9 protein-coding genes and 9 rRNA genes are annotated in these 23,695 nt (G+C 44.8%); 2 read left to right on the top strand and 16 right to left on the bottom strand.

The features are described 5' to 3' along the window. Positions 1-5 precede the first annotated feature (5 nt). Complete coding sequence (locus tag AWM76_RS01720; protein WP_003143144.1) at positions 6-650, bottom strand: hypothetical protein; 645 nt, start codon at positions 648-650, stop codon at positions 6-8. 130 nt (positions 651-780) lie between these two features. Continuing rightward, on the bottom strand, positions 781-1,161 hold the full coding sequence (locus tag AWM76_RS01715; protein ID WP_003143146.1) for a DUF6568 family protein: 381 nt from the start codon (positions 1,159-1,161) through the stop codon (positions 781-783). Between the two features lie 125 nt (positions 1,162-1,286). Between AWM76_RS01715 and AWM76_RS01710 the strand changes: the two genes are divergently transcribed. Next, positions 1,287-2,111 (top strand): metallophosphoesterase, encoded by an 825-nt coding sequence (locus AWM76_RS01710; RefSeq protein WP_039935912.1) that lies wholly within the window; start codon positions 1,287-1,289, stop codon positions 2,109-2,111. A gap of 65 nt (positions 2,112-2,176) precedes the next feature. Here the strand turns inward: AWM76_RS01710 and rrf (AWM76_RS01705) are convergent. The 12 genes from rrf (AWM76_RS01705) to AWM76_RS01650 form a co-directional block, all read right to left on the bottom strand. Next, positions 2,177-2,292, bottom strand: a 5S ribosomal RNA gene (gene rrf / locus AWM76_RS01705). Between the two features lie 79 nt (positions 2,293-2,371). Continuing rightward, positions 2,372-5,274 (bottom strand): 23S ribosomal RNA (locus AWM76_RS01700). A gap of 235 nt (positions 5,275-5,509) precedes the next feature. Continuing rightward, positions 5,510-7,059 (bottom strand): 16S ribosomal RNA (locus AWM76_RS01695). 718 nt (positions 7,060-7,777) lie between these two features. Beyond that, positions 7,778-7,893, bottom strand: a 5S ribosomal RNA gene (gene rrf, locus AWM76_RS01690). 79 nt (positions 7,894-7,972) lie between these two features. Continuing rightward, positions 7,973-10,875: ribosomal RNA gene (locus tag AWM76_RS01685) — 23S ribosomal RNA — on the bottom strand. Positions 10,876-11,110: 235 nt separating this feature from the next. Continuing rightward, positions 11,111-12,660, bottom strand: a 16S ribosomal RNA gene (locus AWM76_RS01680). 718 nt (positions 12,661-13,378) lie between these two features. Next, positions 13,379-13,494, bottom strand: a 5S ribosomal RNA gene (gene rrf, locus AWM76_RS01675). 79 nt (positions 13,495-13,573) lie between these two features. Further along, positions 13,574-16,476, bottom strand: a 23S ribosomal RNA gene (locus AWM76_RS01670). A gap of 235 nt (positions 16,477-16,711) precedes the next feature. Then, positions 16,712-18,261, bottom strand: a 16S ribosomal RNA gene (locus AWM76_RS01665). The 16S, 23S and 5S rRNA genes sit together here, the layout of an rRNA operon. A gap of 517 nt (positions 18,262-18,778) precedes the next feature. Further along, a complete protein-coding gene (locus AWM76_RS01660) occupies positions 18,779-19,531 on the bottom strand; it encodes an O-methyltransferase (protein ID WP_003142219.1) in 753 nt (250 codons plus the stop codon). Between the two features lie 51 nt (positions 19,532-19,582). Further along, positions 19,583-20,926 (bottom strand): hemolysin family protein, encoded by a 1,344-nt coding sequence (locus tag AWM76_RS01655; protein ID WP_003142220.1) that lies wholly within the window; start codon positions 20,924-20,926, stop codon positions 19,583-19,585. A 226-nt stretch (positions 20,927-21,152) separates the two neighbouring features. Beyond that, positions 21,153-21,365, bottom strand: a complete 213-nt coding sequence (locus AWM76_RS01650; protein WP_003142221.1) for a hypothetical protein — start codon at positions 21,363-21,365, stop codon at positions 21,153-21,155. 202 nt (positions 21,366-21,567) lie between these two features. Here AWM76_RS01650 and cbpA point away from each other — a divergent pair, with 202 nt between their 5' ends. Then, positions 21,568-22,215 (top strand): cyclic di-AMP binding protein CbpA, encoded by a 648-nt coding sequence (gene cbpA, locus AWM76_RS01645; protein WP_003142222.1) that lies wholly within the window; start codon positions 21,568-21,570, stop codon positions 22,213-22,215. Positions 22,216-22,312: 97 nt separating this feature from the next. On the opposite strand, the gene AWM76_RS01640 is transcribed toward cbpA, so the two are convergent. Together AWM76_RS01640 and AWM76_RS01635 are read right to left on the bottom strand one after the other, a co-directional pair. After that, on the bottom strand, positions 22,313-22,918 hold the full coding sequence (locus AWM76_RS01640) for an MBL fold metallo-hydrolase (RefSeq protein WP_003142223.1): 606 nt from the start codon (positions 22,916-22,918) through the stop codon (positions 22,313-22,315). A gap of 84 nt (positions 22,919-23,002) precedes the next feature. Beyond that, positions 23,003-23,497: a QueT transporter family protein gene (locus AWM76_RS01635; protein WP_003142224.1), complete on the bottom strand. Its 495-nt coding sequence runs from the start codon at positions 23,495-23,497 to the stop codon at positions 23,003-23,005. Positions 23,498-23,695: the final 198 nt, after the last annotated feature.

Genomic DNA, 23,695 nt, shown 5'->3' with positions numbered 1-23,695 from the left:
ATTTCTTACATTGATTGTGTTGCAGCGTTAGCTGGCTTTTGTTGCAATAACCATGAGTAAGAGTAACCAGGGTCAGAACCTAAGTTTTCTGCTTCTACCCGTGATTGTGCAATTTGCTCATCACTATAACCATCTAGTGCATCACTTGCTAAACCTACACGATCAATAATGATTTGACGGTTTTCAGTTTGGTCAGGCACACTAGTAGCTTCTTCACTAGCTGCTGGTGCAAATTCTGTTGCTGCTTGGTCAGCTGTTTCCACTGCTGTTTCTTCAGCAACTGCAGGCTCTGCATCTGGTGTTTCTATAGCAGTTTGGTCAGTTACTTCTTCACTTGAAGTAGTTTCCGCTATAGGACTACTTGTTGCCTCAGTATCAGTTGCAGTATTATCTGTTGACTCACTAGTAGTTACAGTTTCAGACGTATCTGAAGCTATTTCACTAGTGGCTACTTCCTCAGTACTTGTGCTTGCTTGTTCCGATTGACTAGTTGATTCACTACTTGTTGTAGCTGATTCAACTTGAGATGTTGCTACATTACTTGTATATAAATCTTGCGCATTTTCATCTGCTTGAACTTGTGTAATAGTGTATCCAGCTGCTAATACTCCGGCGGCTAGGAAACCCATCACTACTTTTGGCGTTTTCATTAATATCACACCTTTCTATACCTATAAGTCTAAAGAAAAATATAGATAGATTCAAACGATTTCATGTGCTTTAACTCTTTCTTAAGGGTTTAACAAAGATATATTTACCAATCTTGCATTTAAGCTGTCATTACCCTTGAATAGCTTGCGCAATTTCCGCTACAGAATTTGAAGAATCCGCATTTAAGTTTTTAAATTTACTGTCGCCACCGACGTATACTAATGAAGGAACAGTTTTAGCGCCAACTTCAAAACGGAAGTCAGATAAAGCATCATCAGTTGCTGTTTGTTCAGAATTTAAATAGTATGTACTGCTTACATCGTCGCCTAAGGCTTGGATTAATTTTGGTAAGTATTTACGACAGAAAGGACAAGTCGAGCGACCAATAAATACCAATTTAGCTTCGTCTTCTTCTAAAAACTCTTGAGCCACATTTGCTGTAATCTCTTGGAAATCCTTAATCTCTTTCTCAAATTCATCTTGTGTGAATGGTTGAATATTGTCTACCATATATAATACCTCCTAGTTTTTGTATATAAGCTCATGTTATGCTTTTGCCCGCAGAAATTCAATTAATATGCATTATCAAGCCATATGGTAGAATAGAGTTGATTCCAAGAATAAAGGTGAAACAAATGAAACTAGGATTTATATCAGATATACATATCGACCGCGGTAAGACCCAGCAAGAAACGGACTTTCTTCATACCCTTTCCGCTTACATCAACGATCAAGCACTGGACGAAGTCTTTATCGGTGGCGACATCTCTAACCATTACGATAAGACCATTGCTTTTGTGGAAAAATTACAAGCCCATTCCGGCGCTAAGATTTATTTTATACCGGGGAACCATGATTATTGGGAAGCAAAGTCGACCAAAAAACATACATTGACTATCCACGACACCTTTAAAAGTCACCCACAAAGCATATTAAACAAGGCATTAATGGTGGGCAGGGATACTGCTGTTGTTGGTCATACTGGTTGGTACAACCATGCCTATCATGATCCAGCTTTTACAGAAGAAAAGTTAGAGACCGGCCGCCACAAACTCGTCACCTGGCAAGATAAAGTTCGGCTAGATTGGCAAGCAACTGACAAAGAAGTCTCTAAGCAATTCGCTCAGGAAACCAAAGAAACCTTAGACCAAGTGATGACAGCCCCTCAACCCAAAAATATTATCCTTTTGACCCATGTCGTTACCATTCCTGAGTTTACTATCCCCATGCCACACCGGGTGTTCGACTTCTTCAATGCCTATATCGCAACCGATGACTACTTACCTTTCTATCAAGATTATCCAATCAAACAATCAATCATGGGACACGTTCACATCAGACACCAAATAAAGCAAGGTAATCAACATTTTATCAGCAATAGTCTCGCCTATGAACGCGAATGGCGCCATAACGACCTCTACAAAGAAATCGACCACGCCATGTTTATAATGGAAGTCTAAACCTTCCTTTTTTGAAAAAAGACCACAAAAAAACCAGCTGCCGAAGCTACTGGTTTTTTTATCTTGCATGGCAACGTCCTAGTCTCACAGGGGGCAACCCCCAACTACATTCGGCGCTAAGAAGCTTAACTTCTGTGTTCGAGATGGGAACAGGTGTGTCCTTCTTGCCATCATTACCACACAATATTTATATGAGCTTTTGTTCGCTCAAAACTGAATCTGTAAGTCGTCTACCATTCCATCATACAATCTTATATCCATTGGATAAGTCCTCGACCGATTAGTACTAGTCCGCTCCATACATCGCTGCACTTCCACTTCTAGCCTATCTACCTGATCGTCTCTCAGGGGTCTTACTATCTTAAAGATATGGGAAATCTCATCTTGAGGAGGGCTTCACGCTTAGATGCTTTCAGCGTTTATCCCATCCACACATAGCTACCCAGCGATGCTCTTGGCAGAACAACTGGTACACCAGCGGTGTGTCCATCCCGGTCCTCTCGTACTAAGGACAGCTCCTCTCAAATTTCCAACGCCCGCGACGGATAGGGACCGAACTGTCTCACGACGTTCTGAACCCAGCTCGCGTACCGCTTTAATGGGCGAACAGCCCAACCCTTGGGACCGACTTCAGCCCCAGGATGCGATGAGCCGACATCGAGGTGCCAAACCTCCCCGTCGATGTGAACTCTTGGGGGAGATAAGCCTGTTATCCCCAGGGTAGCTTTTATCCGTTGAGCGATGGCCCTTCCATGCGGAACCACCGGATCACTAAGCCCGACTTTCGTCCCTGCTCGACTTGTAGGTCTCGCAGTCAAGCTCCCTTCTGCCTTTACACTCTACGAATGATTTCCAACCATTCTGAGGGAACCTTTGGGCGCCTCCGTTACATTTTAGGAGGCGACCGCCCCAGTCAAACTGCCCGACTGACACTGTCTCCCGACCGGATTACGGTCGCGGGTTAGAGTGGCCATGTCACAAGGGTAGTATCCCACCAGTGCCTCCACCGAAACTAGCGTTCCGGCTTCAATGGCTCCTACCTATCCTGTACATGTCACACAGACACTCAATATCAACCTGCAGTAAAGCTCCATGGGGTCTTTCCGTCCTGTCGCGGGTAACCAGCATCTTCACTGGTACTACAATTTCACCGAGTCTCTCGTTGAGACAGTGCCCAAATCGTTACGCCTTTCGTGCGGGTCAGAACTTACCTGACAAGGAATTTCGCTACCTTAGGACCGTTATAGTTACGGCCGCCGTTTACTGGGGCTTCAATTCGTACCTTCGCTAATGCTAAGCACTCCTCTTAACCTTCCAGCACCGGGCAGGCGTCAGCCCCTATACGTCATCTTTCGATTTTGCAGAGACCTGTGTTTTTGATAAACAGTCGCTTGGGCCTATTCACTGCGGCTGACCAATGGTCAGCACCCCTTCTCCCGAAGTTACGGGGTTATTTTGCCGAGTTCCTTAACGAGAGTTCGCTCGCTCACCTTAGGATGCTCTCCTCGACTACCTGTGTCGGTTTGCGGTACGGGTTGTTTGTATCTAACTAGAAACTTTTCTTGGCAGTGTGACGTCAGCAGCTTCGGTACTATATTTCCCTCCTCATCACAGCTTGTCTTTAACACGAAGCATTTCACTCTGTGTCAGACTCACTGCTTGAACACGAATCCAATAACGTGCTCTGCTTAGCCTCCTGCGTCCTTCCTTTGGTCAAACAATACAAACAAGTACAGGAATCTCAACCTGTTGTCCATCGCCTACACCTTTCGGTCTCGGCTTAGGTCCCGACTAACCCTGGGAGGACGAGCCTTCCCCAGGAAACCTTAGTCATACGGTGGACGGGATTCTCACCCGTCTTTCGCTACTCATACCGGCATTCTCACTTCTAAGCGCTCCACAAGTCCTCTCGATCTTGCTTCTCTGCCCTTAGAACGCTCTCCTACCATATCCATGCGGATATCCACAGCTTCGGTGTTCAGTTTAGCCCCGGTACATTTTCGGCGCAGGGTCACTCGACTAGTGAGCTATTACGCACTCTTTAAATGATGGCTGCTTCTAAGCCAACATCCTAGTTGTCTAAGCAACCCCACATCCTTTTCCACTTAACTGAAACTTTGGGACCTTAGCTGGTGGTCTGGGCTGTTTCCCTTTCAACTACGGATCTTATCACTCGCAGTTTGACTCCCGGATTAAAATATTTGGCATTCGGAGTTTATCAGATTTCGGTAATCCTAGATGGACCCCTAGATCAAACAGTGCTCTACCTCCAATATTCATCATCCGAGGCTAGCCCTAAAGCTATTTCGGAGAGAACCAGCTATCTCCAAGTTCGATTGGAATTTCTCCGCTACCCACACGTCATCCCCGCCTTTTTCAACAGACGTGGGTTCGGGCCTCCAGTGCGTTTTACCGCACCTTCACCCTGCACATGGGTAGGTCACTTGGTTTCGGGTATACGACTACATACTCGACGCCCTATTCAGACTCGCTTTCGCTATGGCTCCGTTTCTTCAACTTAACCTTGCATGCAATCGTAACTCGCCGGTCCGTTCTACAAAAAGTACGCCATCACCCATTAACGGGCTCTGACTGCTTGTAAGCGCACGGTTTCAGGTACTATTTCACTCCCCTTCCGGGGTGCTTTTCACCTTTCCCTCACGGTACTGGTTCACTATCGGTCACTAGGGAGTATTTAGCCTTGGGAGATGGTCCTCCCGGATTCCGACGGAATTACACGTGTTCCGCCGTACTCAGGATACAGACTAGCGTTATTGATCTTTCGTCTACGGGATTGTCACCCTCTGTGATTGGCCTTCCCATGCCATTCGACTAAATCTTTAACTACATATCGTCTGTCCTACAACCCCAAAGAGCAAGCTCTTTGGTTTGGGCTCTTTCCGTTTCGCTCGCCGCTACTCAGGAAATCGAATTTTCTTTCTCTTCCTACAGGTAATGAGATGTTTCAGTTCCCTGCGTCTTCCTCTCAAACTACTATGTATTCGTAGTTGAGTAATTGCCTATCAAAGCAATTGGGTTCCCCCATTCGGAAATCTCCGGATCAAAGCTTACTTACAGCTCCCCGAAGCATATCGGTGTTAGTCCCGTCCTTCATCGGCTCCTAGTGCCAAGGCATCCACCGTGCGCCCTTATTCACTTAACCATTGGTTAAGTTGTATGATTCGCGAAAAGTAATTTGCTTACTTTTATTGGTTTTTTACTCTTGGTAAAATTGGAATTTCTTATATTAATTATCTCCTGGTAGAAAATAATTAAATAAGAGGTTTATTACTTACAGTATTCAGTTTTCAAAGAACAAAATATATACAAGAGAGATAAATCTCTCAAAACTAAACAAAGAAGCGTCAAACACATTGTGTTTCCGTTATATTCCTTAGAAAGGAGGTGATCCAGCCGCACCTTCCGATACGGCTACCTTGTTACGACTTCACCCCAATCATCTGTCCCACCTTCGGCGGCTGGCTCCATAAAGGTTACCTCACCGACTTCGGGTGTTACAAACTCTCGTGGTGTGACGGGCGGTGTGTACAAGACCCGGGAACGTATTCACCGTGGCGTGCTGATCCACGATTACTAGCGATTCCGGCTTCATGCAGGCGAGTTGCAGCCTGCAATCCGAACTGAGAATGGCTTTAAGAGATTTGCTTGCCCTCGCGGGTTTGCGACTCGTTGTACCATCCATTGTAGCACGTGTGTAGCCCAAGTCATAAGGGGCATGCTGATTTGACGTCATCCCCACCTTCCTCCGGTTTGTCACCGGCAGTCTCATTAGAGTGCCCAACTAAATGCTGGCAACTAATAATAGGGGTTGCGCTCGTTGCGGGACTTAACCCAACATCTCACGACACGAGCTGACGACAACCATGCACCACCTGTCACTTTGTCCCCGAAGGGAAAGCCCTATCTCTAGGGTGGTCAAAGGATGTCAAGACTTGGTAAGGTTCTTCGCGTTGCTTCGAATTAAACCACATGCTCCACCGCTTGTGCGGGTCCCCGTCAATTCCTTTGAGTTTCAACCTTGCGGTCGTACTCCCCAGGCGGAGTGCTTAATGCGTTAACTGCGGCACTGAAGGGCGGAAACCCTCCAACACCTAGCACTCATCGTTTACGGCGTGGACTACCAGGGTATCTAATCCTGTTTGCTCCCCACGCTTTCGAGCCTCAGTGTCAGTAACAGACCAGAATGTCGCCTTCGCCACTGGTGTTCTTCCATATATCTACGCATTCCACCGCTACACATGGAGTTCCACATTCCTCTTCTGTACTCAAGTTTCCCAGTTTCCAATGACCCTCCACGGTTAAGCCGTGGGCTTTCACATCAGACTTAAGAAACCACCTGCGCTCCCTTTACGCCCAATAAATCCGGACAACGCTTGCCACCTACGTATTACCGCGGCTGCTGGCACGTAGTTAGCCGTGGCTTTCTGATAAGATACCGTCAAGACTGTAGCAGTTACTCTACAATTTGTTCTTCTCTTATAACAGAGTTTTACGACCCGAAGGCCTTCTTCACTCACGCGGCATTGCTCCGTCAGGCTTTCGCCCATTGCGGAAGATTCCCTACTGCTGCCTCCCGTAGGAGTTTGGGCCGTGTCTCAGTCCCAATGTGGCCGATCACCCTCTCAGGTCGGCTATGCATCATCGTCTTGGTAGGCCATTACCCCACCAACTAACTAATGCACCGCAAGGTCATCTATAAGTGACAGCAGAGCCGTCTTTCAATCTTCTTCCATGCGGAAGAAAATATTATGCGGTATTAGCACCCGTTTCCGAATGTTATCCCCCGCTTATAGGTAGATTCCTTACGTGTTACTCACCCGTTCGCCGCTAACGTCAGAAGTGCAAGCACTTCATCTGTTCGCTCGACTTGCATGTATTAGGCATGCCGCCAGCGTTCGTCCTGAGCCAGGATCAAACTCTCATGAAAGATTTTCATGAGCTTGATTGCTCATTAAAGTTTGCTGACTTATTTATAGTAGTTCTCACTACTTTTAATTGTTGGAATCAAATGATTCCATACACAATTTTTGGTTTGTCTTCTTTGTTCAGTTTTCAAAGGTCTATCTCGTTGCTTTATTAGCAACTCATATATCATATCATCTTCATTCGATGTTTGTCAACAAAAAGTTTTAAAAAGTTTTTTGCTGTTTTATGCAAACGATGTCCTGTTGACGGCTTGAATATCATATCACCTGGCTTGAGGTCTTGTCAACAATAATTTAAAATTTCTTTTATATCTCATTGTCGCCCTCAACAAGCAACCTATTTATAATACCCCCTATTGGAATCCTTGTCAACGATATTCCAATATATTTTTCAATGTTTTTGCAAGCTTTTTTTGAAAGATTGATTTGACGGTATTTCTACTGGTGTGAATTTGGTCGATACCTTGCTTTTTTAGTTATATTCCTCGCCACGCTTAAGTACCATCCCATATAACAAGTTTATTATTTACTGTAAATTTTTATATTCTTTTCCAATCCAATCAATTATTCTTGCAGAATTTCCGTCGGAAAATATCTTATTATTCACAATTGATATTGAATAATATTTGCATCCTTCGGATCCCAACACTCGTAGAGCAATCAAAATTTAAAAAAGACCACAAAAAAACCAGCTGCCGAAGCTACTGGTTTTTTTATCTTGCATGGCAACGTCCTAGTCTCACAGGGGGCAACCCCCAACTACATTCGGCGCTAAGAAGCTTAACTTCTGTGTTCGAGATGGGAACAGGTGTGTCCTTCTTGCCATCATTACCACACAATATTTATATGAGCTTTTGTTCGCTCAAAACTGAATCTGTAAGTCGTCTACCATTCCATCATACAATCTTATATCCATTGGATAAGTCCTCGACCGATTAGTACTAGTCCGCTCCATACATCGCTGCACTTCCACTTCTAGCCTATCTACCTGATCGTCTCTCAGGGGTCTTACTATCTTAAAGATATGGGAAATCTCATCTTGAGGAGGGCTTCACGCTTAGATGCTTTCAGCGTTTATCCCATCCACACATAGCTACCCAGCGATGCTCTTGGCAGAACAACTGGTACACCAGCGGTGTGTCCATCCCGGTCCTCTCGTACTAAGGACAGCTCCTCTCAAATTTCCAACGCCCGCGACGGATAGGGACCGAACTGTCTCACGACGTTCTGAACCCAGCTCGCGTACCGCTTTAATGGGCGAACAGCCCAACCCTTGGGACCGACTTCAGCCCCAGGATGCGATGAGCCGACATCGAGGTGCCAAACCTCCCCGTCGATGTGAACTCTTGGGGGAGATAAGCCTGTTATCCCCAGGGTAGCTTTTATCCGTTGAGCGATGGCCCTTCCATGCGGAACCACCGGATCACTAAGCCCGACTTTCGTCCCTGCTCGACTTGTAGGTCTCGCAGTCAAGCTCCCTTCTGCCTTTACACTCTACGAATGATTTCCAACCATTCTGAGGGAACCTTTGGGCGCCTCCGTTACATTTTAGGAGGCGACCGCCCCAGTCAAACTGCCCGACTGACACTGTCTCCCGACCGGATTACGGTCGCGGGTTAGAGTGGCCATGTCACAAGGGTAGTATCCCACCAGCGCCTCCACCGAAACTAGCGTTCCGGCTTCAATGGCTCCTACCTATCCTGTACATGTCACACAGACACTCAATATCAACCTGCAGTAAAGCTCCATGGGGTCTTTCCGTCCTGTCGCGGGTAACCAGCATCTTCACTGGTACTACAATTTCACCGAGTCTCTCGTTGAGACAGTGCCCAAATCGTTACGCCTTTCGTGCGGGTCAGAACTTACCTGACAAGGAATTTCGCTACCTTAGGACCGTTATAGTTACGGCCGCCGTTTACTGGGGCTTCAATTCGTACCTTCGCTAATGCTAAGCACTCCTCTTAACCTTCCAGCACCGGGCAGGCGTCAGCCCCTATACGTCATCTTTCGATTTTGCAGAGACCTGTGTTTTTGATAAACAGTCGCTTGGGCCTATTCACTGCGGCTGACCAATGGTCAGCACCCCTTCTCCCGAAGTTACGGGGTTATTTTGCCGAGTTCCTTAACGAGAGTTCGCTCGCTCACCTTAGGATGCTCTCCTCGACTACCTGTGTCGGTTTGCGGTACGGGTTGTTTGTATCTAACTAGAAACTTTTCTTGGCAGTGTGACGTCAGCAGCTTCGGTACTATATTTCCCTCCTCATCACAGCTTGTCTTTAACACGAAGCATTTCACTCTGTGTCAGACTCACTGCTTGAACACGAATCCAATAACGTGCTCTGCTTAGCCTCCTGCGTCCTTCCTTTGGTCAAACAATACAAACAAGTACAGGAATCTCAACCTGTTGTCCATCGCCTACACCTTTCGGTCTCGGCTTAGGTCCCGACTAACCCTGGGAGGACGAGCCTTCCCCAGGAAACCTTAGTCATACGGTGGACGGGATTCTCACCCGTCTTTCGCTACTCATACCGGCATTCTCACTTCTAAGCGCTCCACAAGTCCTCTCGATCTTGCTTCTCTGCCCTTAGAACGCTCTCCTACCATATCCATGCGGATATCCACAGCTTCGGTGTTCAGTTTAGCCCCGGTACATTTTCGGCGCAGGGTCACTCGACTAGTGAGCTATTACGCACTCTTTAAATGATGGCTGCTTCTAAGCCAACATCCTAGTTGTCTAAGCAACCCCACATCCTTTTCCACTTAACTGAAACTTTGGGACCTTAGCTGGTGGTCTGGGCTGTTTCCCTTTCAACTACGGATCTTATCACTCGCAGTTTGACTCCCGGATTAAAATATTTGGCATTCGGAGTTTATCAGATTTCGGTAATCCTAGATGGACCCCTAGATCAAACAGTGCTCTACCTCCAATATTCATCATCCGAGGCTAGCCCTAAAGCTATTTCGGAGAGAACCAGCTATCTCCAAGTTCGATTGGAATTTCTCCGCTACCCACACGTCATCCCCGCCTTTTTCAACAGACGTGGGTTCGGGCCTCCAGTGCGTTTTACCGCACCTTCACCCTGCACATGGGTAGGTCACTTGGTTTCGGGTATACGACTACATACTCGACGCCCTATTCAGACTCGCTTTCGCTATGGCTCCGTTTCTTCAACTTAACCTTGCATGCAATCGTAACTCGCCGGTCCGTTCTACAAAAAGTACGCCATCACCCATTAACGGGCTCTGACTGCTTGTAAGCGCACGGTTTCAGGTACTATTTCACTCCCCTTCCGGGGTGCTTTTCACCTTTCCCTCACGGTACTGGTTCACTATCGGTCACTAGGGAGTATTTAGCCTTGGGAGATGGTCCTCCCGGATTCCGACGGAATTACACGTGTTCCGCCGTACTCAGGATACAGACTAGCGTTATTGATCTTTCGTCTACGGGATTGTCACCCTCTGTGATTGGCCTTCCCATGCCATTCGACTAAATCTTTAACTACATATCGTCTGTCCTACAACCCCAAAGAGCAAGCTCTTTGGTTTGGGCTCTTTCCGTTTCGCTCGCCGCTACTCAGGAAATCGAATTTTCTTTCTCTTCCTACAGGTAATGAGATGTTTCAGTTCCCTGCGTCTTCCTCTCAAACTACTATGTATTCGTAGTTGAGTAATTGCCTATCAAAGCAATTGGGTTCCCCCATTCGGAAATCTCCGGATCAAAGCTTACTTACAGCTCCCCGAAGCATATCGGTGTTAGTCCCGTCCTTCATCGGCTCCTAGTGCCAAGGCATCCACCGTGCGCCCTTATTCACTTAACCATTGGTTAAGTTGTATGATTCGCGAAAAGTAATTTGCTTACTTTTATTGGTTTTTTACTCTTGGTAAAATTGGAATTTCTTATATTAATTATCTCCTGGTAGAAAATAATTAAATAAGAGGTTTATTACTTACAGTATTCAGTTTTCAAAGAACAAAATATATACAAGAGAGATAAATCTCTCAAAACTAAACAAAGAAGCGTCAAACACATTGTGTTTCCGTTATATTCCTTAGAAAGGAGGTGATCCAGCCGCACCTTCCGATACGGCTACCTTGTTACGACTTCACCCCAATCATCTGTCCCACCTTCGGCGGCTGGCTCCATAAAGGTTACCTCACCGACTTCGGGTGTTACAAACTCTCGTGGTGTGACGGGCGGTGTGTACAAGACCCGGGAACGTATTCACCGTGGCGTGCTGATCCACGATTACTAGCGATTCCGGCTTCATGCAGGCGAGTTGCAGCCTGCAATCCGAACTGAGAATGGCTTTAAGAGATTTGCTTGCCCTCGCGGGTTTGCGACTCGTTGTACCATCCATTGTAGCACGTGTGTAGCCCAAGTCATAAGGGGCATGCTGATTTGACGTCATCCCCACCTTCCTCCGGTTTGTCACCGGCAGTCTCATTAGAGTGCCCAACTAAATGCTGGCAACTAATAATAGGGGTTGCGCTCGTTGCGGGACTTAACCCAACATCTCACGACACGAGCTGACGACAACCATGCACCACCTGTCACTTTGTCCCCGAAGGGAAAGCCCTATCTCTAGGGTGGTCAAAGGATGTCAAGACTTGGTAAGGTTCTTCGCGTTGCTTCGAATTAAACCACATGCTCCACCGCTTGTGCGGGTCCCCGTCAATTCCTTTGAGTTTCAACCTTGCGGTCGTACTCCCCAGGCGGAGTGCTTAATGCGTTAACTGCGGCACTGAAGGGCGGAAACCCTCCAACACCTAGCACTCATCGTTTACGGCGTGGACTACCAGGGTATCTAATCCTGTTTGCTCCCCACGCTTTCGAGCCTCAGTGTCAGTAACAGACCAGAATGTCGCCTTCGCCACTGGTGTTCTTCCATATATCTACGCATTCCACCGCTACACATGGAGTTCCACATTCCTCTTCTGTACTCAAGTTTCCCAGTTTCCAATGACCCTCCACGGTTAAGCCGTGGGCTTTCACATCAGACTTAAGAAACCACCTGCGCTCCCTTTACGCCCAATAAATCCGGACAACGCTTGCCACCTACGTATTACCGCGGCTGCTGGCACGTAGTTAGCCGTGGCTTTCTGATAAGATACCGTCAAGACTGTAGCAGTTACTCTACAATTTGTTCTTCTCTTATAACAGAGTTTTACGACCCGAAGGCCTTCTTCACTCACGCGGCATTGCTCCGTCAGGCTTTCGCCCATTGCGGAAGATTCCCTACTGCTGCCTCCCGTAGGAGTTTGGGCCGTGTCTCAGTCCCAATGTGGCCGATCACCCTCTCAGGTCGGCTATGCATCATCGTCTTGGTAGGCCATTACCCCACCAACTAACTAATGCACCGCAAGGTCATCTATAAGTGACAGCAGAGCCGTCTTTCAATCTTCTTCCATGCGGAAGAAAATATTATGCGGTATTAGCACCCGTTTCCGAATGTTATCCCCCGCTTATAGGTAGATTCCTTACGTGTTACTCACCCGTTCGCCGCTAACGTCAGAAGTGCAAGCACTTCATCTGTTCGCTCGACTTGCATGTATTAGGCATGCCGCCAGCGTTCGTCCTGAGCCAGGATCAAACTCTCATGAAAGATTTTCATGAGCTTGATTGCTCATTAAAGTTTGCTGACTTATTTATAGTAGTTCTCACTACTTTTAATTGTTGGAATCAAATGATTCCATACACAATTTTTGGTTTGTCTTCTTTGTTCAGTTTTCAAAGGTCTATCTCGTTGCTTTATTAGCAACTCATATATCATATCATCTTCATTCGATGTTTGTCAACAAAAAGTTTTAAAAAGTTTTTTGCTGTTTTATGCAAACGATGTCCTGTTGACGGCTTGAATATCATATCACCTGGCTTGAGGTCTTGTCAACAATAATTTAAAATTTCTTTTATATCTCATTGTCGCCCTCAACAAGCAACCTATTTATAATACCCCCTATTGGAATCCTTGTCAACGATATTCCAATATATTTTTCAATGTTTTTGCAAGCTTTTTTTGAAAGATTGATTTGACGGTATTTCTACTGGTGTGAATTTGGTCGATACCTTGCTTTTTTAGTTATATTCCTCGCCACGCTTAAGTACCATCCCATATAACAAGTTTATTATTTACTGTAAATTTTTATATTCTTTTCCAATCCAATCAATTATTCTTGCAGAATTTCCGTCGGAAAATATCTTATTATTCACAATTGATATTGAATAATATTTGCATCCTTCGGATCCCAACACTCGTAGAGCAATCAAAATTTAAAAAAGACCACAAAAAAACCAGCTGCCGAAGCTACTGGTTTTTTTATCTTGCATGGCAACGTCCTAGTCTCACAGGGGGCAACCCCCAACTACATTCGGCGCTAAGAAGCTTAACTTCTGTGTTCGAGATGGGAACAGGTGTGTCCTTCTTGCCATCATTACCACACAATATTTATATGAGCTTTTGTTCGCTCAAAACTGAATCTGTAAGTCGTCTACCATTCCATCATACAATCTTATATCCATTGGATAAGTCCTCGACCGATTAGTACTAGTCCGCTCCATACATCGCTGCACTTCCACTTCTAGCCTATCTACCTGATCGTCTCTCAGGGGTCTTACTATCTTAAAGATATGGGAAATCTCATCTTGAGGAGGGCTTCACGCTTAGATGCTTTCAGCGTTTATCCCATCCACACATAGCTACCCAGCGATGCTCTTGGCAGAACAACTGGTACACCAGCGGTGTGTCCATCCCGGTCCTCTCGTACTAAGGACAGCTCCTCTCAAATTTCCAACGCCCGCGACGGATAGGGACCGAACTGTCTCACGACGTTCTGAACCCAGCTCGCGTACCGCTTTAATGGGCGAACAGCCCAACCCTTGGGACCGACTTCAGCCCCAGGATGCGATGAGCCGACATCGAGGTGCCAAACCTCCCCGTCGATGTGAACTCTTGGGGGAGATAAGCCTGTTATCCCCAGGGTAGCTTTTATCCGTTGAGCGATGGCCCTTCCATGCGGAACCACCGGATCACTAAGCCCGACTTTCGTCCCTGCTCGACTTGTAGGTCTCGCAGTCAAGCTCCCTTCTGCCTTTACACTCTACGAATGATTTCCAACCATTCTGAGGGAACCTTTGGGCGCCTCCGTTACATTTTAGGAGGCGACCGCCCCAGTCAAACTGCCCGACTGACACTGTCTCCCGACCGGATTACGGTCGCGGGTTAGAGTGGCCATGTCACAAGGGTAGTATCCCACCAGCGCCTCCACCGAAACTAGCGTTCCGGCTTCAATGGCTCCTACCTATCCTGTACATGTCACACAGACACTCAATATCAACCTGCAGTAAAGCTCCATGGGGTCTTTCCGTCCTGTCGCGGGTAACCAGCATCTTCACTGGTACTACAATTTCACCGAGTCTCTCGTTGAGACAGTGCCCAAATCGTTACGCCTTTCGTGCGGGTCAGAACTTACCTGACAAGGAATTTCGCTACCTTAGGACCGTTATAGTTACGGCCGCCGTTTACTGGGGCTTCAATTCGTACCTTCGCTAATGCTAAGCACTCCTCTTAACCTTCCAGCACCGGGCAGGCGTCAGCCCCTATACGTCATCTTTCGATTTTGCAGAGACCTGTGTTTTTGATAAACAGTCGCTTGGGCCTATTCACTGCGGCTGACCAATGGTCAGCACCCCTTCTCCCGAAGTTACGGGGTTATTTTGCCGAGTTCCTTAACGAGAGTTCGCTCGCTCACCTTAGGATGCTCTCCTCGACTACCTGTGTCGGTTTGCGGTACGGGTTGTTTGTATCTAACTAGAAACTTTTCTTGGCAGTGTGACGTCAGCAGCTTCGGTACTATATTTCCCTCCTCATCACAGCTTGTCTTTAACACGAAGCATTTCACTCTGTGTCAGACTCACTGCTTGAACACGAATCCAATAACGTGCTCTGCTTAGCCTCCTGCGTCCTTCCTTTGGTCAAACAATACAAACAAGTACAGGAATCTCAACCTGTTGTCCATCGCCTACACCTTTCGGTCTCGGCTTAGGTCCCGACTAACCCTGGGAGGACGAGCCTTCCCCAGGAAACCTTAGTCATACGGTGGACGGGATTCTCACCCGTCTTTCGCTACTCATACCGGCATTCTCACTTCTAAGCGCTCCACAAGTCCTCTCGATCTTGCTTCTCTGCCCTTAGAACGCTCTCCTACCATATCCATGCGGATATCCACAGCTTCGGTGTTCAGTTTAGCCCCGGTACATTTTCGGCGCAGGGTCACTCGACTAGTGAGCTATTACGCACTCTTTAAATGATGGCTGCTTCTAAGCCAACATCCTAGTTGTCTAAGCAACCCCACATCCTTTTCCACTTAACTGAAACTTTGGGACCTTAGCTGGTGGTCTGGGCTGTTTCCCTTTCAACTACGGATCTTATCACTCGCAGTTTGACTCCCGGATTAAAATATTTGGCATTCGGAGTTTATCAGATTTCGGTAATCCTAGATGGACCCCTAGATCAAACAGTGCTCTACCTCCAATATTCATCATCCGAGGCTAGCCCTAAAGCTATTTCGGAGAGAACCAGCTATCTCCAAGTTCGATTGGAATTTCTCCGCTACCCACACGTCATCCCCGCCTTTTTCAACAGACGTGGGTTCGGGCCTCCAGTGCGTTTTACCGCACCTTCACCCTGCACATGGGTAGGTCACTTGGTTTCGGGTATACGACTACATACTCGACGCCCTATTCAGACTCGCTTTCGCTATGGCTCCGTTTCTTCAACTTAACCTTGCATGCAATCGTAACTCGCCGGTCCGTTCTACAAAAAGTACGCCATCACCCATTAACGGGCTCTGACTGCTTGTAAGCGCACGGTTTCAGGTACTATTTCACTCCCCTTCCGGGGTGCTTTTCACCTTTCCCTCACGGTACTGGTTCACTATCGGTCACTAGGGAGTATTTAGCCTTGGGAGATGGTCCTCCCGGATTCCGACGGAATTACACGTGTTCCGCCGTACTCAGGATACAGACTAGCGTTATTGATCTTTCGTCTACGGGATTGTCACCCTCTGTGATTGGCCTTCCCATGCCATTCGACTAAATCTTTAACTACATATCGTCTGTCCTACAACCCCAAAGAGCAAGCTCTTTGGTTTGGGCTCTTTCCGTTTCGCTCGCCGCTACTCAGGAAATCGAATTTTCTTTCTCTTCCTACAGGTAATGAGATGTTTCAGTTCCCTGCGTCTTCCTCTCAAACTACTATGTATTCGTAGTTGAGTAATTGCCTATCAAAGCAATTGGGTTCCCCCATTCGGAAATCTCCGGATCAAAGCTTACTTACAGCTCCCCGAAGCATATCGGTGTTAGTCCCGTCCTTCATCGGCTCCTAGTGCCAAGGCATCCACCGTGCGCCCTTATTCACTTAACCATTGGTTAAGTTGTATGATTCGCGAAAAGTAATTTGCTTACTTTTATTGGTTTTTTACTCTTGGTAAAATTGGAATTTCTTATATTAATTATCTCCTGGTAGAAAATAATTAAATAAGAGGTTTATTACTTACAGTATTCAGTTTTCAAAGAACAAAATATATACAAGAGAGATAAATCTCTCAAAACTAAACAAAGAAGCGTCAAACACATTGTGTTTCCGTTATATTCCTTAGAAAGGAGGTGATCCAGCCGCACCTTCCGATACGGCTACCTTGTTACGACTTCACCCCAATCATCTGTCCCACCTTCGGCGGCTGGCTCCATAAAGGTTACCTCACCGACTTCGGGTGTTACAAACTCTCGTGGTGTGACGGGCGGTGTGTACAAGACCCGGGAACGTATTCACCGTGGCGTGCTGATCCACGATTACTAGCGATTCCGGCTTCATGCAGGCGAGTTGCAGCCTGCAATCCGAACTGAGAATGGCTTTAAGAGATTTGCTTGCCCTCGCGGGTTTGCGACTCGTTGTACCATCCATTGTAGCACGTGTGTAGCCCAAGTCATAAGGGGCATGCTGATTTGACGTCATCCCCACCTTCCTCCGGTTTGTCACCGGCAGTCTCATTAGAGTGCCCAACTAAATGCTGGCAACTAATAATAGGGGTTGCGCTCGTTGCGGGACTTAACCCAACATCTCACGACACGAGCTGACGACAACCATGCACCACCTGTCACTTTGTCCCCGAAGGGAAAGCCCTATCTCTAGGGTGGTCAAAGGATGTCAAGACTTGGTAAGGTTCTTCGCGTTGCTTCGAATTAAACCACATGCTCCACCGCTTGTGCGGGTCCCCGTCAATTCCTTTGAGTTTCAACCTTGCGGTCGTACTCCCCAGGCGGAGTGCTTAATGCGTTAACTGCGGCACTGAAGGGCGGAAACCCTCCAACACCTAGCACTCATCGTTTACGGCGTGGACTACCAGGGTATCTAATCCTGTTTGCTCCCCACGCTTTCGAGCCTCAGTGTCAGTAACAGACCAGAATGTCGCCTTCGCCACTGGTGTTCTTCCATATATCTACGCATTCCACCGCTACACATGGAGTTCCACATTCCTCTTCTGTACTCAAGTTTCCCAGTTTCCAATGACCCTCCACGGTTAAGCCGTGGGCTTTCACATCAGACTTAAGAAACCACCTGCGCTCCCTTTACGCCCAATAAATCCGGACAACGCTTGCCACCTACGTATTACCGCGGCTGCTGGCACGTAGTTAGCCGTGGCTTTCTGATAAGATACCGTCAAGACTGTAGCAGTTACTCTACAATTTGTTCTTCTCTTATAACAGAGTTTTACGACCCGAAGGCCTTCTTCACTCACGCGGCATTGCTCCGTCAGGCTTTCGCCCATTGCGGAAGATTCCCTACTGCTGCCTCCCGTAGGAGTTTGGGCCGTGTCTCAGTCCCAATGTGGCCGATCACCCTCTCAGGTCGGCTATGCATCATCGTCTTGGTAGGCCATTACCCCACCAACTAACTAATGCACCGCAAGGTCATCTATAAGTGACAGCAGAGCCGTCTTTCAATCTTCTTCCATGCGGAAGAAAATATTATGCGGTATTAGCACCCGTTTCCGAATGTTATCCCCCGCTTATAGGTAGATTCCTTACGTGTTACTCACCCGTTCGCCGCTAACGTCAGAAGTGCAAGCACTTCATCTGTTCGCTCGACTTGCATGTATTAGGCATGCCGCCAGCGTTCGTCCTGAGCCAGGATCAAACTCTCATGAAAGATTTTCATGAGCTTGATTGCTCATTAAAGTTTGCTGACTTATTTATAGTAGTTCTCACTACTTTTAATTGTTGGAATCAAATGATTCCATACACAATTTTTGGTTTGTCTTCTTTGTTCAGTTTTCAAAGGTCTATCTCGTTGCTTTATTAGCAACTCAGATATCATATCATCTTCATTCGATGTTTGTCAACAAAAATTTTTAAAAAAGTTTTTGTTGTTTTATACAAACGATGTCATGTTGACGACTTGAATATCATATCACTTGACTTGAGGCCATATCAACAAGCAACTTTTACATAGTAACTCAAGTTTAGAGCCAAGTCAATATTTATTTTCCAATAGTATTTAACGCACAATGTCGTCTCCGCTATTGGTTATTTATATTACCACCCTATTTTATCAAAGTCAATGGTTTAGAATTAAAAATATTTGACAAATTTTCCCTTCTCAACTTTCAAGTTAAGAAAAAAGCCGTGAAGTTCCTCCACGACTTAATTTCTATCTATATTATTTCTTAGAAGTTTTTCTCTAACAAGTGAGAGAAATCTGTATCATCAATTTTTTCTACAAGTAAGACACCATCACCTAGAGGTAAGACAGAGGTTTTTAAATTTGGATGACCCACCACTTCCTCTAAAAGTAGGTTTAATTTTTTATGGATTTTACGCACTCGTTTTGGAATAGTGTCCAATTCATTAAAGACTGTACCACCTTGGAAGATATCGTCAATCATCAGGATGCCACCAACTTCTAGTCGGTCCATGATTAACGGGAAGAAGTCGAAGTATTTTGCTTTCGCTGAATCTAATAAGGCAAAGTCATATTTAGTTTCTAGAGTTGGCAATACATCTTTGGCGTCACCTTCATGGATAGTCACTTGGTCTGCTACACCTAATTTTTCAAAGTTGACTTTAGCAGCAGCAATCATTTTGTCATAACGATCGATGGTATCTAAGCTTCTTTCAGGATGGTCATAAACCATTAACGATCCAGAGAATCCGATGGCCATACCGATTTCTAGTATTTTCCTTGGTTGTTTAACGCTTAATAGAAAATCTAAGAAAACTGCTGTTTCATGAGGGATTACTGGTACGCGGTTTTCATGGGCGTAATCTTCTAATTCTTTTAGTGGTGTTGGAAAGTCATTTTGTCCAGTACGCATGAAATTTAATACGCCTGCTTCTACTACTGGGCGGTCCATCATTTCATTTTGCACTACTTTTTCTTTCGTTTCATTTACTTGATTTGCTTGATTTGCTTCAGTCATATTTACTCCTTTAGTTGAAAAAAGTCCGGAAAGATTCCGAACTTTTTATTGCTATTTATTTTCTTCTTCTACTTCTTCAGCTAATTCATCGATATCTAACTTCTTAACTTGGATACCACGGATACGGCCATTTTCTACTGCCGTAGTCATTAGCTTATAATTTTCGATTCGGATCACTTCTTCCGCTCGGTCTTCAGGGAAGTAACCTAAAATTTCAATCATGTAACCTGCAATGGTATCTGACTCATCGGATTCTACGCTTGTTTTAAATAATTGGTTAAACTTATCGATTGGCATGATTCCATTGATGATGTAGGTAGTATCATTGATGCGTTTGTAAAGATGTGAAATTTCATCATACTCATCTTCAATATCGCCGACAATTTCTTCGATTAAGTCTTCTAGGGTAACTAAACCAACTACACCATTATATTCATCTTTGATGATGGCCATATGTTGGTGATTTTTCTTAAAGTCGAATAGTAAATCATCAATAAAGCTTGTTTCCGGTGCAAAGAAAGCTGGTTTAACAACGTTGGCAATTTCGATATTTTCAAAACCTACCTTACGCGCTTGACGTAAAATATCTTTTGTATGGATAATCCCAACAATGTTATCTTTATCATCTTTAAAGACTGGCACACGAGAATATTGGGAGCTTAAGATTTTATTTACGATTTCTTGGTTGTCATCTTCAATATCTACCATAAAGGTATCTGTACGAGGAGTCATTACCTCTCTAGCCAATTTGGTATCCAAGGATAATACACCTTGCATCATTTGGAACTCGTCACTATCAATTACACCTTCACGACGTGAGGAATTAATAATCCCTTGAATTTCTTCACGAGTAAATTGTTGGCTGTCTTCAGAAAACTCGAGTGGAGTGATTTTCTTCAATACATTTGTTGACGCTGTTAGCAACCATACGAAAGGTTTGAAGAATATTTTTAACACAGAAATAATACCAGCTGATTGTCGTGCATACGATTCAGGCACTTGTAAGGCTAATTGTTTTGGATATAGCTCACCTAGTACTAATGTAAAGTATGACAAGATTAAGGTTACAGCTGCTGTAGCAATTGTCTCACCTGCTGGAATACCAGATAGATACGGTTCTAAATAAGAAACGAAGGTAGTAGACGCCGCTGCAGATGAGAAGAAACCAGCAAAAGTAATCCCTACTTGAATCGTTGATAAGAAATCATCAGAGCTTTCAAGAAGTTTTATTACTTTTTGGGATTTTACATCTCCTTCTTCTGCCATAGTTTCTAGTTTTGAATGGTTCACAGATACAAAGGCCATTTCAGCCCCTGCCAGGAAGGCATTCACCAATGTTAAAATAATAATTAATAATATCTGTCCACCTACGTTTGAGGACCCAGGATCTCCCATAATGTCGAATTCTCTCCTTTATTATATGAATGTACAATAATCTGATTTTAGTATACAACCCCTAGGTTTAAAAGGCAAGATTCAACTTATAAGTATGGTTAAAGATTGCGGATCTCATCCTGTTTCCAAGCATTTTTGATTAACTGTTTTGCAAGAATACAAAACCAAGAAAATTAAAAAAATTGTAGAGAAAAAATATCCCTCATTTTTACAGATTCTAATTCTGTTAAATCAAAAAAAGACCCCACACGCATGCAGCTGAAGCGTAACGCGTCTCTTCGAAACCAGCGAACGAATCAACTAGATCAACACCATTGAATACTTCAGGAACTTGCGCTATTTTTTCTAATAAAATGTCTAAGTTGAAGTCTTTATCATCGTAAGCTTTGACGTAAGTTTGTACGTGAGGTACATCAGTTAAGGCGAGTGGAAGGTTCACTGGTACCTTAATTGTAGGGATTTCGTTTACATAGAATTGAATATTCAGCGTACTTTTATATGCTGCCCATGCAACATCTTGTACAATACTTGCAACAATTTCCGCAACATTCTAACCTTACTATAATCTTTAGCATGATTTTGCCATTTTTATGGTATAATTGGGTCGAATATGAATATAATGAAAGAGCGAGGTCATACATATGAACATCCGGGAACTAAGTGTCAAACGGGAGGACGTTAAATATGTCACTGAGGCGAACACCTTACAAGAAGCCTTAGACATTATGAAAGAATATAATTTCCGGTCCCTTCCGATCTTAAGTCAGTCCGGAACGATGTATCGCGGAAACATTTACCGACAACACATTTACAAGAGACTTTTAAATGGCGAGTCTTTAGACGTATCGGTTACCCACCATTTAAAGAATGCAACGAAATACATCTATACCAATTCAACCCTCTTCCAAACCATCTTTGCCATTCGGGACCTACCTTATATCAGTGTCTTGAACGAAGACCATACCTTCTATGGCATCCTGACTCACCGGGCTTATGAGCGCGGTTTGTTCAAGGCTTGGTCTTTGGATGAGGACGGTTTTGTCTTAACGATTCAAGCAAACCAAGAAGACCAAGGTGCTTTAGCAGTCATTTCCCGTATTATCGGTCGCTTTGCTTCTATCAATACGGTGGTTACGACTGTTGATCCGAAAACTGACTTATCGAATATCATCATTTCATTAAAAGGTGACTGTTCACATCAATCGCTTGAGAAAATTATCTCAAGGATTGAACGGAAGAATTATAAGATTCTTTCTGTTGGTAATACTAAATCAATCGCCTTAAGCTAAGGTGTGCATTTTAACACAAGAAAACCTAGCCCTTTGACTATCGTAATGGCGTCAATGGACTAGGTTTTTCTTTGCTGATATAATGATTGTTTTTATTTTAGAGATTGCCTTGTAAAAATGGATTGGTCGTTTTTTCCTGACCAATTGTAGTAATTTCACCGTGTCCTGGAAGAACTTGCATTTCATCCCTTAAGGTCAATAAATGACGCTTGATACCAGTAATTAATGCATCTTTGTCACCGTGATCTAAGTCGGTTCGACCAATGGTTCCTTTGAATAAGGTATCGCCAGCAACGACGAAGCCGTCTTCCTCAAAAATATATACAACGGATCCTGGGGAATGCCCTGGTACGTGTGCAGTTTTAAAAGTGAAGCCAGCAACGGATTGTTGTCCCATTTTGTCCCAATAATGGGTATGGGTTTTAGGCATTCTGGTTTGCTTGTCTTTCAACCAGTCGGCTTCGATGATATGTTGCCATACATCAATGTTATACCGCTCGCGAATGTCTTCTACGGCACCGATGTGGTCGAAATGGGCGTGGGTCAAGAGAATCGCTACTGGATTTAACTGGTTTTCTGCGATCAGTTGTTCGATTGTTTCTGTTTGGTCACCAGGATCAATGATCAGTGTATCCTTGTTGCCTTTGACGATAAAGTAAGGATGTTCTTGGACAGGTCCTACAGTTAATTGATATACATGCATCCGTTATCCCTCCACCTTTATTAGACGGTCACATAGTGTATTTCTTTACATATTTTAGCAATCAACCATCTAAAGGACAAGCAATTAACCTTCCATCAATTTGCGGAAGTTTAGGCGCTTGTCTAAGTAGTAGAATAGTGGTGCGGTGATTCCCATGATGATGAGTTCACTTAAGAACGTAGTAAAGTATGTCAACCAGAATGGAAGTTGGATCACCCAGAATAATTCTAGCGCGATGATGAATATCATGACTGAGAATACCAGACTGATGATAATCATGCGTTGTTTGATGTCTTTAGCGAATCTGAATAGGTACTCGGCCACTAAGAATGATAGCAATGTATGTAGTGTCCCAAATACGATATCGTAAATACCTAGAGATGCCGAGAACATTAGGTTAGATAGGAAGACCCCCAATACCACGCCCCATTTGTAGTCTTTGTGAAAAACGGCTAAGTGGTTCAAGCCCTCTGATACGCGGAATTGAATGGCGCCGAATCCTAAAGGTTGGACGAAATACATCAAAACGATGTAAATCGCGGTGATCATAGCTGAGTTCACCAATTTTCTTGTTTTCATAAAAATGCCTCCTAGTTTTTTTCTGTTGGATGGTTGCGAACAACAGTTATAAAAATACAGTAACTTTGACAATAATACAAGCTAAGATAGTAGGTATTTATGCCTATCGTTATAGTTTTATCACACCCTACTGAAGACATTAGTTTAGGTATCAAAAAAGCAGTGACTGATTTTTGGTCAGTCGCTGCTTTTTTGATA

Origin of the sequence: Aerococcus viridans (assembly GCF_001543285.1) — a bacterium.
Taxonomy (GTDB): domain Bacteria; phylum Bacillota; class Bacilli; order Lactobacillales; family Aerococcaceae; genus Aerococcus; species Aerococcus viridans.
The sequence above is the reverse complement of the archived record's forward strand: the minus strand, read 5'-3'. Positions and strand labels throughout refer to the sequence as shown.

Excerpts from the sequence above, each read along its gene's own strand:
- AWM76_RS01720 (WP_003143144.1), bottom strand. The coding sequence starts at position 650 with ATGAAAACGCCAAAAGTAGTGATGGGTTTCCTAGCCGCCGGAGTATTA.
- AWM76_RS01715 (WP_003143146.1), bottom strand. The coding sequence starts at position 1,161 with ATGGTAGACAATATTCAACCATTCACACAAGATGAATTTGAGAAAGAG.
- AWM76_RS01710 (WP_039935912.1), top strand. The coding sequence starts at position 1,287 with ATGAAACTAGGATTTATATCAGATATACATATCGACCGCGGTAAGACC.
- AWM76_RS01660 (WP_003142219.1), bottom strand. The coding sequence starts at position 19,531 with ATGACTGAAGCAAATCAAGCAAATCAAGTAAATGAAACGAAAGAAAAA.
- AWM76_RS01655 (WP_003142220.1), bottom strand. The coding sequence starts at position 20,926 with ATGGGAGATCCTGGGTCCTCAAACGTAGGTGGACAGATATTATTAATT.
- cbpA (WP_003142222.1), top strand. The coding sequence starts at position 21,568 with ATGAACATCCGGGAACTAAGTGTCAAACGGGAGGACGTTAAATATGTC.
- AWM76_RS01640 (WP_003142223.1), bottom strand. The coding sequence starts at position 22,918 with ATGCATGTATATCAATTAACTGTAGGACCTGTCCAAGAACATCCTTAC.
- AWM76_RS01635 (WP_003142224.1), bottom strand. The coding sequence starts at position 23,497 with ATGAAAACAAGAAAATTGGTGAACTCAGCTATGATCACCGCGATTTAC.